Here is a 13,690-nt window from a genome sequence, read left to right on the forward strand (position 1 = left end):
TAATTCCCCTAAATTTGTCCTAATTTTGGGGATCATATCAGAATGAGGTTGAATCCTTTTTTGTTTAAATTTTTTTAATTTCAAATAGTTGAGCTTAAGCTAATTAAATTTTTCCCAGGCGGTTTCTATTTGGTTATAGTTTAAGGCTGAAGTATTTGGAAATAGCAGTTTTGCTTCTTCCAGCTCATTTTTGGCGCCAACGCCAACAGAAAGTGTACCTGCACTATTTATTGCTTTAATACCGGCGATCGAATCTTCAATTCCAACACAATCTTTGGGCTCTACATTGATAGCAGATGCAGCTGCTAGAAAAATATCTGGGGCAGGTTTTCCAGACATTACTTTGCTTGGATCAGCAATTGCATCAAAAACAGAATTTAATTGCAGTTTTTCTAAAATATAAGGGCCATTAAGACTGGCTGAAGCTAGTGATAATTTAACATCATGTTGTTTAAATTGGGAGATTAAATCAGATATTCCCGGAAGAATATTTTGTGGTGTTAAGCTGGCAAGTAATTTACGAAAGACTTTATTTTTTTCGTCAGTCATTTCTTGAAGATCCTCATCACTAACTTTAATATCAAGATAGTTTAAGATTGCTGTTAAAGAGTCCTTACGACTAACTCCTTTAGTTTGCTTTTCTAATTCGTCAGGCAAATCACGGTTAAAATGATCTTTAATTAACTTGCGCCATGCCTGAAAGTGGTAAACGGATGTATCGGCAATTACGCCGTCAAGATCAAACAGTACGCCTTTCATTTAAGAACCTCCTTTCACTTGCTAATGGTGTTTGTACCATGATTTCTTTGATTTTTGCAAAATCATCATCTGAAATATTGATAAATGGGAGCATTACGTTCATCTCGGTTAAAGAACTGCCACCAAAAGTCTCCAGATTCTTAGGATCTTTCAAAAAGCCAAATACGTCGTTGATTGGTTCTAATTTTTTAACTAATTCTTGGTCGGCCATAATTTGTTTAGCTGGCATTGCCAAATTGTAATATTCAATGTAACTAGTTACTGGTTGGTAGCTAATAGTATATTTTCCGCCGGTGAGGGTCAATGGTAAGCTTTCATTAACGCCATTGACTTGCACTTGACCATTATTTCGAGGCAATTTAACCGTTACTGTTTGTCCAAATGGAATAGTTAAGTTAATTTCAATTGTATGCTTTTCGTCTTTTTCAAGTTGATATTCAACTTGGAGATCACCATATGAGCTTTCATAATGGCCTTGAACATGTTTGAGACGATAATCAAATCGTGGCGCAAACTCAACTTTTTGATAGCCGTTTTGTTGTTTATGGAGTCCAAGAACTTGTTGATAAACCCACTGCATGATTGCTCCGATAGAGTAATGATTTAATGAATTCATTCCTTCCGGATTCATTGAACCGTCAGGTAAAACTGAGTTCCAACGTTCCCAGATGGTAGTAGCCCCAAGGTTAACGGCATAAAGCCAACTTGGAAAATCTTCGTTTAAGAAAATTTGTGTAGCCAGTTTATGCTCACCGTTTTCTGACAATACTTGACAAATCAATGGGGTACCCACAAAGCCAGTCTTTAGATGATTATTATCTTTGCCAAGGCGCGTCACCAAATCACTTACGACACGCTTTTTCTGTTCTTCAGGGATCAGATTAAAGCGCAGTGCTAATGCATAAGCAGTTTGTGTGTCGATTGCTAAGCGCCCATTATGCGTGATATATTCAGATCTAATAGCCTGCTTGATAGCTTTAGCCTGTTTAGCGTATTTGTGGGCATCTTCTTGATGACCTAAAACTTTAGAGGCGGCAGAAACGATTGAACTTGAGTAGTAATAGTAAACGGAGGCAATGAAGTCTTCATCAGTTTTACCAGTAGGCATTGCCGGATTTTCACCATCAAGTGATAGCCAATCACCAAATTGGAAGCAACCTGTCCAAAGATTTGGCTTTGAGGTTGATTGACTAATCCAGTCAACCCAAGCTTTCATACTAGAATAGTTTTGCCTTAAAATTGCTGGATCACCGTATGCTTCATAAACTGTCCACGGAATGACAGTCGCAGCATCGCCCCAAATAGCGGCTCCACCACTGTCGTTACCCATTGCTGGGGCATACATGGTAAGCATTCCATCATGATTATTTTGCTCGATTTGCATGTCACGGGCATACTTCTTAAAGAATGCGTATGTGTCCATATTCAAGATGGCAGTGCCTGAAAAAATGTCCGCATCCCCAGACCAACCGAGGCGTTCATCACGCTGTGGACAATCTGTTGGAACGTCAAAGAAGTTGCTTTTTTGACTCCACATTACGTTAGCTAACAGGCGATTAACCTTGGTATTATCTGTCTTAATGGCCCCGGTAGTTTTCATGTCTGAATAGATCACCGCTGATCTAAAATCTTTCTTAGTTAGTGGTTTAGTATTGCCGGTAACTTTGACATAGCGGTAGCCGTAATAAGTGAAGTGGGGACGAACCCATTTTTGATCACCATTTGAAGTGTAGTGAAATGCTGCCCGAGCCTCTCTTAAATTGTCACGGTAAAAATTACCATTTTGCAGGATTTCGCCAACCTGTAATTTAAGCGTAGTGCCGGTATTTTCACGGTTAAAGAATTCTGGCCATCCAGCATGATTTTGGCCAAAATCTAAGACCGTTTCACCAGCAGGTGTCGTAATTATTTCTTTAACTGGAAGATATTCATTGACCTTAAGAGGCAAACTCAAACGATCATGTAGAATTTCCTTGGAATAATCAAGTACGGTTACTGGCTGCCAGTCAGCTATTACATGAGTATCATCATAATCTTCACCGTAATAGATAGCCGACTTAGTGATTTTACCTGAAGTAGTTTTCCAGGAAGTATCACTTGAAATTGTTTCCGTTGAATTATCAGCGTATTGAACATGTAATTCGGCAATAGCCATTTGGCGATTGCCGTAGATATTGTCTTGTCCGCCATCAAAACCAAAGTTGCCTTTATACCAACCATCACCAAGAGAAATCAGTAATTCTTGGTCAGAGGATTTTTGGAGAAGTCTAGTTACGTCATAAGTTTGCACTTGAACCAATTGGTCATAGGCGGTTACACCTGGGGCCAATATTTCATTGCCAACCTTTTCCTTATTCAAATAGACTTCATAAACTCCCAGGCCAGTAATGTAAAGACGAGCACTTTTTACCGGCTTTTTTAACGCAAAGTTCTTTGCAAGCAAAGTATTTTGAAGATCTTTATTAGAATTGCCAATCCAATTTGCCGTGAATGGCTCAGCCATTTTACCCGTTTCAAAGAAACTATTTTTACTGCTTTCATCGTTATCATTTTTTACAGAAACGGTTAATTCGTAGCGCGTTCTAGGCTGCAAGTTAATCGCAAAATCAAAAAAGTTATTATTATAATCTTGCCAGTCTGAATCGTAAATTTCTTTATCAGCTTTAACAACGATTTTTTTCTTTGTGTTTTGCATAGCGGCAGAACTAGTAAGATTAAATTCAACCCGTAAATGATTATCTAAATCATAACCAAGTGGCTCGGTCATATGATTAATTGTAATCTGATTAATTTCAATCATTATTTTACTCTCTTTCTATAGACGGGTATCGAAACGACCGCAGAAAGGATCTACTGGGTTTTTACCGAGAAATTTTTCTTGACCCATCATTTTCTTCAATAAGGCATCAATAGTAACATCGTTGCCAGTATAAGCATTAACGTAAGTTGAAACCATCGGAATATCAAAGAGGTGGTAAGGATTGCAAGTGGAAACAAAGACAGTTGGGATGTCCTTCATGAACCATGGTGCATCTGCGGCCATCAAGTGAATCCAATCTAATCTAGTGGTAGTTTGGTTACTTGCAGTTTCAACGTTGGCAACGTAAAAGGCAAGGTCAAAGCGATCCTTTTCAAATTGGACGCCACCTTCAAAAACTTCTTGGAAATCTAAGTGCTTTCGATCAAAGACGGAAACCTGGAATCCTTTTTCTTCAAGTTTTTCTTTAAATTTGGCTGTTACTTTACCGCCCTCTTTAAAGCCACCATCATCTGTATCACCTAAAACGACAAGCCGAACTCGTGGATATTTCTTCGGTGATATTGGCAGTAATTGATCACGATCCTTAACAAGAGTAACTGATTCTTCAGCAACCTTAGCAGCAAGCTTTTCATGTTCTGCCAGCTTTAAATCAAAATTACTTGATGAAGGTTCACAAAGTTCACCTGCGGTATTCATCACGCCTTGTGCTACCTTAGTTGCGATAATTCTAGTAACAGCTTCATCAACGCGTGACATTGGAATGGTTCCGTTAGCTACGGCATCAGTAATAAATTGATAATCTTCGTCAATGTCTTTATTAAAGAGAATCATGTCAATACCGGCATTGATTGTTGCAGGTAAGGCTTCTGACCGTTTCATTATTGCGTTATAACCAATCATTGGCGTTGCATCAGTAATGGTTAAGCCGTTGAAGTTCAAAACTTTTCGAAGTAAGCCGTTAATTAAAAGCTTAGAAGTTGAAGCAGGTCTTAAATCTTTATCTTCAATTCCTGGCTCAAGTCGGCGTTCCCAAGCAGGCTGCATAATATGAGCAATCATGATACTTGGCAAACCATTATCAATTAAGTGGTGATAAATTTCTCCGTAGGATTTCATCCATTCATCAGCGGAAAGCGAATTAATCGAACTTAATAAGTGCTGGTCACGTTCATCGACACCATCACCAGGGAAGTGTTTGGCAACAGGAATAACGTGGTTAGCATTTAGTCCGGCAATTTGAGCGTCAGACATTCTAATTACTCGTTCTTTATTACTGCCATAAGTTCGGACATTCATAATTGGATTACGAAAGTTTTGGTCCAAGTCGACGATTGGTGCAAATGACATGTTGCCACCAACTTGTTTTGCTTCGTAACCGGAGACATCTCCTAAATTATAAGCGTTTTGAGCGTTATCGGTTGCAGCAATCTGCAATGGGCGGCCAAACCATGTACCACCATTTACAAGTCCATTACCGCCGGCTTCAAGATTAGCTGCAATTAAAAATGGAATGTCACTTGCTTTTTGTGAAGTTGCAATTTCGTGTTGCAGTTTTTTGGCATCATCAGGACGGTACATAATTCCACCTGGTTGATATTTTTCGACAAATGCTTTCAAGTCCGTGTTTTCTTCGTCTTCGCCGATGACAAAGAAAAGTTGACCAATTTTGGCATCGGTTGACATGCTTGCTACTTTTTGCTTAACAAAGTCAATTTGCGCAGCAGACAAGTTATAAGGTTTTTTAGATAGGTCTGTCATATTTTTCCTCCGTGTGCTATAAATATAAATTGATTTAAGATTTATTTTAATCTAGTGTTAGCGGTTCTGCTATTGCCAAAAATCATAAATATTGTGTTGATTTCACAGATTTTATTTTGAAACAGAGAGTAAAGTTTAAATAAACAGCACACTACCAACGAAAGAAAGGAGTAAGCATTTTGAAAGAAGAAGTATTGCGCCTATTACGAAAAAATAATTCACCTCGAAATTGGTCAGATGTTCTTGCTACGGTTGAAAAAAACGGTAATCTGACAAAAAAAGTTGGACAAATCGAGAATGAACCAATCTACCGTTTCTTTGATACTTATTCGGATGATCTAACACTTAATAGCAGTTCTATTTCGATTGCAGTACAACCGACTAATTCTTTTATTCCATATCATATTCATGATTATGTTGAAATAATGATCCCACTAATTGAAGATTGTGTGGTGGTTTTAGAGCATTCCGAAATTATAGTTAAACAAAATAACTTGATTTTTATGGGAAACAGAACTATTCATAAAGTTAAGCCAATTAGTAAAAAAGGAGTGGTTGTTAATATTGCATTACGAAGTTCAGCTTTTTCTTTAAACGAGCTTGACTATTTAAACCATCGCGAAAATGGCTCTAACATTTCTAATATATTATTTTCACTTTTATCCAATGAGGAATATGGTGAGGGTCGTTATAGTCTATTTGAAGTTAACCATGATGCTAAAATTACTAATTTAATCTATGATATTATTTCAGAATACTATCACCCTGATATCCAGTCCGATCAGTTGATTCGGTTGGAAATGTTAACGTTGTTTTCGCTATTAATTAGGCAAGCAGCTAACGCTGAAATCAAGGTAAAAGATTTTCGAAAGAAAAACAATAACTTACTATCACTTCTTTTATATATTGAAAAACACTACAGTAACATTACATTGCAAAAAATGGCCACCCACTTTGGCTTTAATCAGAATTATTTATCGGACTATCTAAAAAAGCATACCGGTAAGACCTTTATCCAATTAGTGCATTTGCAACGAATCAATGTTGCAGCCGAATATCTAACTTATACGACAGCGCCAATTGAAAGGATTGCTACTAGGGTAGGTTACGAAAATCCTTCGTATTTTTATAAAATTTTCAAAAAGTATTTTGGGATTTCACCAGCTGAATACCGTCAAAAAAATAGTTAAAAATATGACTAGTAAGGCAACTTACTGGTCATTTTTATTTTTTGTTATTCATTAAAAACTGGGAAATGGATATAGTTTCTCTGTTTTTTGAATATGGTCACTACTCCTTATGGATAATATACTTTTAAATGAAATTTGAAAGCGAAACCAAGTAAGGAGAAGAATCAATGAATAAAAAACAAATATCTAAAGCAATAGGTATTTTAAGTATGAACCTATTGCTAATGTTGGCAACAGCAGTAACCTCCGCTATTGCGGCAATTGCTAAGTCATTTTCTAAGGAGCCTATTTCTAAGGTACAGTTAATTGGCTCTATCCCACAATTAGGTCAAATTATTGCTACGGCATTATTTGCATATTTAACTTTTAAGATGACCAGAAAGAATTTAGGACTTTTAGCAGTTGCTGTTGTCGGAATTGCCGGCGTTTTACCAGCAATCTATAGTAACAGCTTAAACTTAATCCTAGCTTGTATGGTTTTAGTTGGTTTTGGGACAGGTACAATTACTAATGTTGTTCCCGTATTATTGCAGGAAAACTTTGAAGGTGAAGCAAGAGCTACAGCAATGGGCTGGGCAACTGGTGTAACTAATATTGGGATGATGGTTTTTACGGCTTTAGGTGGTTTTTTAGGTAGTACCAATTGGAGAAATCTTTTCTGGGTTTATGCATTAGCTCTAGTTGTTTTCATATTGGCATTTATCTTAATTCCACAAGATACTAAATTGCAAAATACAGATAAAAATAAAGAGGGTGGCAAGAAAGAAAGCTTTTGGACTTTGTTAAAGCAAATGAACAACCTAGTATATGTTTTATATCTAGTTAACTTCATGCTTTCTTTAGCAATGATGACATTCTTGTCTAACCAATCAATTGTTTTGGCTGCGCAAGGAAAAGGAACTGCTTATGTTGCCATGGTAACTGCTTTAGGTAATGTAGGTGGCATTATTACCGCGACATTCTTAACTTACATTAGAAAGTTCACTAAGAAAGATACAATTGCTTGGGGCTTTATTGCCTTTGCACTTTCATTTATTTGTATTATCTTTTCATCAAATATTGTAATGCATATCATTGGTAATGCCTTTTCAGGAATGGGAATCGTCTTAGTTAACGCTACTGCACCGTTTGAAATGTCAATTTTAACAGACCAAAAGCAATTTCCATTAGCAATTTCAATCAACACTTTGTTAGGTTCAATTGCTGGTATGATTGTGCCGATGTTATTAGCAGCTGTCAAAATTGCACCAGGACGTGATTCATATATTGCCGGAATAGTTATTTCTGTAGTAACTGCTGCATTATTATTTATTACTCGTTTTGGTTCTAGAGTTGAAAAAGAACAAAGTAAAAACAAATAATTTTTAAATAGGGAATAAAAGATTCAGGGAAGTATTATGAAGATTGAACAATATAGTTTAGATGAAGATAACCCTAATGATACTTTGACTACCTATGTTTTGGATGACTCACCAGAAACACTAAATGGCAAGCCAAGACCAGCAATTATTATCTGTCCTGGCGGAGGTTTCTTTAGCTGTACTGATCGTGAAGCAGAACCTGTCGCTATGTATTTTGCATCAATGGGTTATCATAGTTTTGTACTGCGTTATTCAACTTACTTTAGTCATGGTTTAGAAATGCCTGATTTATCAAAGCCCTTGCCGTTAAAAAAGGAAACAATATATCCTAAGCAAATTCGGCAATTAGGGCAAGCGATGCTTTTAATTAAAAGAAATGCTGAAAAATGGCATGTCAAACCTGATCAAATAGGTGTGTGCGGCTTTTCAGCTGGTGGTCATGTTGCATCGCTATATGCTACTAGGTACAATGAGACTGTATTAACTGATTACTTGAATGCAAGTAGTCAACAATTGCGACCAGCATTTGCGATTATTGGCTACTCTCTTACTGACTATCATTTGTTAGACCAGCAATTGCGCGCTAAGAAAGATTCGCTTGGCGAATATGCCTTTATGAAAGCTTCTAACGTGGCTTATGCTGGTGTTGAATTTCCAGATAAAGAATTGGAAACTGAAATCAGTCCAGTTGATCACGTTGATAGTGAAACACCGCCATTCTTTATTTGGACAACAGCAGCTGATCCATTAATTTTTCCACTTAATTCATTACATATGGCATCCTACTTAGCAGAAAATAATATTCCGTATGAAATTCACGTTTTCGGAGAGGGAACTCATGGCTTAAGCTTGGCAACGCAAGCTGTGGCTGATTCCAAGTCACAAATTAAACCAATTGTTGGCCAATGGACAACTCTATGTACAAAATGGTTAGAAAAACGCTTTGCCTTAGACTTGCCCGCAAAGAGTCCTTTTGAGGAAATGAAGGACGAGGAAGAAGGCAATGCTAAAAATTAAGTAAATCAGATCGTCATGATCTGATTTTTTGTTTACTTTTAGAATTATTTGCAAAAGCAACGGAAAAAATGTTGGTAAAAAGCTGTGAAAACGACATGCTTTTCCTGGCTTTTCGCTATATGTAGAGAAAAAATTTAACTCATATACTTAAATTACTAATGTAATCGCATTAATCAGTGCAGTAAATATAATAAGTTTTTTTTAACTAAATAGTTCAATATTTGGAAAGAAAATAGCAAAGCAATTTTTGCTTGGTAAAGATTGCTAATGGCATGTAATTGCATTATTTTTGACAAGATTAGGAAGGAAAATTTGATTATGACCAGTGGGATGAACTCTGTTGGTCAGTAAAATCAATCCTGATTTTGCGCACACGATCAAGTAAAATTAAGACACCAGTAAAGCAAGTATGAAGAGTTGAAAAAAGGCCGGCAGATCCACAGTCGCTTCCCAATTGCTGTGCTTTAGGATCATGAGGTATTCCTTGTAAAACTTTTCCATTAAATAAAGCTGTTGGTACGCAAGTACTTTTTATAGGATGAAAGGTGGTATTTGTTAATTTCATAACATCAATTATTTCTGCTTGACCAACTTCTTGGACGGGTTTACCAAAAATCTTTTTAATTACTAAGCCCAATAAAATAAAATTAGTGTCAGCGTAACGCATTTTATGTTCAAATTCATTTGTAACTGGAAGGTGAATAATTGCGTCTAAAAGTTTATCATGGCTAAGTTCATCTCGGTGTTCTATCCATCCACGAATCCCACTTGTATGAGTCATTAAGTGAAAAAGTCTCACTCGCTCATCGGTGAATTCAGGAATAAATTGGTGAAGTGGTTCGGAAAAATTGAATTCATTTTCTTGATAAAGTTTTAATAAAATATTTTCTGTAATTAATACTTTGGTTAAACTTGCTAAATCATATTCTGCAAATGGACTGAGTTGAGTTACGGTGGGGTAAATACTTGCAAAACCAATTGTTGATGTAAAAATTTGTTCATTATTAATAAAAGCGTAGTTAACACCAGGGACTACACGTTCTGAAACCATTGATTCAATTAAAGTTTGTGTGGCTGAATAATCAATCATAAAATTTGTCCTTAATTAAAATATTTTTCATTCTATATATACAATTACAAAGGTATTTTATGGTTTATAGTTATTAAATCTAGTTAAAAATGAATGTTAAGACCTAAAGTTGTCTTTAGTCGCAAATTTGTTAGTAAGTTTAACGTTAACTCGTAAATGTTAAAAAAATTATTTTATGATGTTTTTACTAAAAGCGCTTGCAGGTGCTTATTGATGATGCTATATTAACTTTAATAAAAGAAATACGTGATTTTGACGCGTTACTGGTAGAGCAGGCGAGATCAAATGTACAAAATATAACCATAATTAATGGTGTTATTTTACGTACGTTTGATCTTTTTTTATTGAAAGAAAAGAAGGGTTAATATGAATGAGCATCAGATTGCTGAACAAATCTTAAGTGAAGTTGGTGGAAAAAACAATGTGTCTGGATTAACGCATTGTTTTACTCGACTTAGGTTTGTGTTAAAGGACTATAAAAAAGCGAATAAGAATGCGCTTAGCCAGATTGAAGGAGTGATTCAGGTAGTTGAGGCTGGAGGGCAACTTCAAGTTGTTTTGGGTAATAAAGTCGAACAAATTTATGACCAATTAATGCCTTTATTAGCTGAAAATGTAAATGACGATCAATCTTTATCAAAAGTTGGTTGGGGCACAAAAATTTTAAATGTGGTAACCGCAATTTTTACCCCGACTGTGCCAGCTATTGCTGCTTCGGGAATGCTTAAAGGTATTCTAGCAGTTGCTGCTTTAATTGGTTTAAATGCATATCATACCGATGTTAAAACTTTTAATACGTATATCATTTTAAATGCTGCTTCAGATGCACTTTTCTACTTTATGCCAATTATTTTGGCCCGTTCGGCTGCTAAAGTTTTTAAAACGAACGATTATATTGCTATGACTTTGGGAGCTACACTTTGTTACCCAACGATTGTAGCTTTAATGACTGGTAAAACCAATGTGACGCTTTTTAGCATTAGTATTACCAAAGCCAATTATGTTTCGTCTGTTGTTCCGATAATTATCGCTGTTTTTGTCTTGTCATATGTCGAAAAATTTATTAAGAAAATTATGCCGGACGTTTTAAAAGTTATCATGGTTCCAACATTATCACTTGTAATTATGGTACCGGCAACTTTAATGGTTTTTGGCCCGATTGGGATTTACTTCGGTGATTTCATTAATTGGGCATACCATTGCATTATGAATTTGAGCCCAATCTTACTTGGTGCATTTATTGGCGGTATCTGGTGCATTTTAGTCATTTTTGGTGCTCACCGAGCTATCATCCCAATTGGGATTAACGATGTTGCCAAAACTGGCCGGCAAAATCTTTTAGCCTTTGCAGGAGCGGCTAATTTTTCGCAAGCTGGAGCAGCATTAGGCGTATTCTTAAAAACCAAAAACAAAAATCTGAAAACTGTAGCAGCTTCGGCGACGGTTACTGCTTTGTTTGGAATCACGGAACCAGCCATTTACGGTGCCAATTTACGCTTGAAAAAGCCGATGGCTTATGCTGTTATTAGTGGGGCGCTAGGCGGCGCTCTGATGGGCTGGGGCGGTTCATATGGTAATGCTTTTGCCAATCAAGGAATTTTAACCATTCCCGTGTATGCATCAGCTGGAATTAAAGCCTTCATTTGTTACGTTTTAGGTTGTCTAATTGCTTTTGGTGGAGCGTGCTTCATGACCGTTATTTTTGGCTTTACTGATTTGCCGGAAAAAGATGCTGGAAATTCAGGTGAGCAGACAATAAATGGTAGTGAAAAGACTATGATGCCAAAGCAGGAGCAGTTAACAACAATTAATCAACAGCTAGTTTTACAAGATTGTGACTTAATGATCGCTTCACCGGTCCAAGGGAAAGCAATTCCGCTTGCTCAGGTAGCTGACGAAGTATTTGCTTCCGGCGTTATGGGTAAAGGAATTGCAGTGTACCCCGATAAGGGGGAAATAGTTGCTCCTGCGTCTGCAACCATTAGTGTTTTATATCCGACAATGCATGCTTTAGGATTGATTCTAGATAATGGTGTTGAAGTGCTAATTCATATTGGAATTGATACGGTTAAGCTGCAAGGTAAGTATTTTAAAAAGTATGCTGAGGTGGGTGACCACGTCGAGAAAGGCCAGGTAATTATTACTTTTGATCAAAAAGCGATTGAACATGAGGGGTATGATTTAACAACATCAATCATTGTTACGAACTCTAAAAAATATGCTGCAGTTGGAGCAACCAAAAAGGATTACTTAGAGGAAGACAGTCCTTTGCTCTATCTCTTAACTAATAGTTAACATACTGCAAGCTTTAATTTTAAAAAGGAAAAACGAATGAAAAAATTTGCGAAAGACTTTCTATGGGGCGCATCATCTTCTGCCTTTCAAATTGAAGGCGCGTGGAATGATGCAGGTAAGGGCGAGTCAGTAGCTGACTTTAACTCTTTTAAGCATTCTACAGAACAAGCAGATACTAAAATTGCTAGTGATTTTTACCACCACTATCGAGAAGACATTAAGTTAATGAAAGAATTAGGATTAAATGTTTATCGTTTTTCCATTTCATGGTCAAGGATTATTCCTGATGGTGATGGCGAAGTGAACCCGGATGGAATTAGATTTTATAATCAAGTGATCGATTGTTTACTGGAAAATGGCATCACACCTTTTGTTACGCTATACCATTTTGATTTGCCATATGCGCTAGTTTTAAAGTATAACGGCTGGCAAAATAGAGCATGTGTTGCTGCATTTAGGCGGTATACGCAGATTTGCTTTCATGCTTTTGGTAAGCGGGTGAAAAATTGGCAGGTAATTAATGAACAAAATTTAATGATTAGGGTCGATGAACGCATGAACATGGATCATGTTCCGACTAAAGATAGGGAACGAATTAGGGCGCAAATGGATTATCACATGTTTTTGGCAAATGCATATGCAGTTAATGATTGTCATGCGATCATCCCAAATAGCAAAGTTGGACCAGCTATTTCGGCCACAATGACGTATCCGATTTCTAGCAAGCCTAAGGATGTATGGGCCGCCAAAATGAATGATAATTTCAAAACTAATTATGCTCTGGAAATGTATTGCTTTGGCCGCTATCCTGGATATTATAGGGAGTACTTAACTAAACTGGACATTTTACCACAATTTGAAACCCAGGATCAGATAATTTTAAAAAAAGCCCGACCGGATTTTATTGCAGTAAATTATTATCGTACTTTAGCCGCAAGTTATTTTCCATCTAACGAGAAGTATCCTTTAGGAAATCGCAAAAATGATGTTGACTTTGATTTAGCAGGCTATTTTAAAATTGAACAGAATCCTAATCTTAAGTCAACTGAATATGGTGCACAAATTGATCCATTAGGATTGAGAATGGTTTTAAATGAATATTATCATCAGTTTCGTCTGCCATTAATTATTACTGAAAATGGTTTGGGTACAAGTGATCAGTTAACTGATGACGGTAAAATTCATGATCAATATCGCATCGCATATTTGCATGATCATATTGCTGCTTGTTATGCTGCTATCCAAGATGGAGTAGAGCTAGTTGGGTATTGTCCGTGGTCAGTGATCGATTTATTAAGTTCACATCAAGGATTTAAAAAGCGTTATGGCTTTATTTACGTCAACCGGACGGACGATAATTTAAAAGACATGCAGCGTATTCCTAAAGATAGTTTTTATTGGTATCAAAATGTTATCAAGAATAATGGCTTAACAGACTAAAGAAGATAAGGCGCAAGGT

General features: G+C 36.5%; 8 protein-coding genes and 1 pseudogene. 5 read left to right on the top strand and 4 right to left on the bottom strand.

The window, feature by feature from the left end; translation table 11 throughout:
- Positions 1-99: 99 nt before the first annotated feature.
- The 3 genes from pgmB to ACYIAQ_RS02135 are packed head-to-tail and all read right to left on the bottom strand — an operon-like array spanning position 100 to position 5,278.
- Positions 100-759 (bottom strand): beta-phosphoglucomutase, encoded by a 660-nt coding sequence (pgmB, locus tag ACYIAQ_RS02125; RefSeq protein ID WP_483562418.1) that lies wholly within the window; start codon positions 757-759, stop codon positions 100-102.
- Entirely contained in the window at positions 740-3,556 is a 2,817-nt protein-coding gene (locus ACYIAQ_RS02130; RefSeq protein WP_483562434.1) for an alpha-L-rhamnosidase, read from the bottom strand. Before ACYIAQ_RS02130 ends, pgmB begins: the two co-directional genes overlap by 20 nt.
- 18 nt (positions 3,557-3,574) lie before the next feature.
- Complete coding sequence (locus tag ACYIAQ_RS02135) at positions 3,575-5,278, bottom strand: glycoside hydrolase family 3 protein (protein ID WP_483562419.1); 1,704 nt, start codon at positions 5,276-5,278, stop codon at positions 3,575-3,577.
- A gap of 179 nt (positions 5,279-5,457) precedes the next feature.
- Between ACYIAQ_RS02135 and ACYIAQ_RS02140 the strand changes: the two genes are divergently transcribed.
- The 3 genes from ACYIAQ_RS02140 to ACYIAQ_RS02150 all read left to right on the top strand — a co-directional run bounded on the left by ACYIAQ_RS02140 (position 5,458) and on the right by ACYIAQ_RS02150 (position 8,846).
- Positions 5,458-6,468, top strand: a complete 1,011-nt coding sequence (locus tag ACYIAQ_RS02140) for an AraC family transcriptional regulator (RefSeq protein ID WP_483562420.1) — start codon at positions 5,458-5,460, stop codon at positions 6,466-6,468.
- Between the two features lie 167 nt (positions 6,469-6,635).
- Positions 6,636-7,829: an MFS transporter gene (locus ACYIAQ_RS02145; RefSeq protein WP_483562421.1), complete on the top strand. Its 1,194-nt coding sequence runs from the start codon at positions 6,636-6,638 to the stop codon at positions 7,827-7,829.
- A gap of 36 nt (positions 7,830-7,865) precedes the next feature.
- On the top strand, positions 7,866-8,846 hold the full coding sequence (locus ACYIAQ_RS02150) for an alpha/beta hydrolase (RefSeq protein WP_483562422.1): 981 nt from the start codon (positions 7,866-7,868) through the stop codon (positions 8,844-8,846).
- Between the two features lie 264 nt (positions 8,847-9,110).
- Here the strand turns inward: ACYIAQ_RS02150 and ACYIAQ_RS02155 are convergent.
- Positions 9,111-9,936: pseudogene (locus tag ACYIAQ_RS02155) on the bottom strand (serine hydrolase domain-containing protein).
- 366 nt (positions 9,937-10,302) lie between these two features.
- Here ACYIAQ_RS02155 and ACYIAQ_RS02160 point away from each other — a divergent pair.
- Together ACYIAQ_RS02160 and ACYIAQ_RS02165 are read left to right on the top strand one after the other, a co-directional pair.
- The gene (locus tag ACYIAQ_RS02160) at positions 10,303-12,231 is read left to right on the top strand and encodes a beta-glucoside-specific PTS transporter subunit IIABC (protein ID WP_483562423.1); all 1,929 of its coding nucleotides are present in this window, start codon (positions 10,303-10,305) and stop codon (positions 12,229-12,231) included.
- A 36-nt stretch (positions 12,232-12,267) separates the two neighbouring features.
- Positions 12,268-13,671: a glycoside hydrolase family 1 protein gene (locus tag ACYIAQ_RS02165; RefSeq protein ID WP_483562424.1), complete on the top strand. Its 1,404-nt coding sequence runs from the start codon at positions 12,268-12,270 to the stop codon at positions 13,669-13,671.
- Positions 13,672-13,690 lie beyond the last annotated feature (19 nt).

The sequence above is a fragment of the Lactobacillus sp. X-49 genome (genome assembly GCF_057063645.1).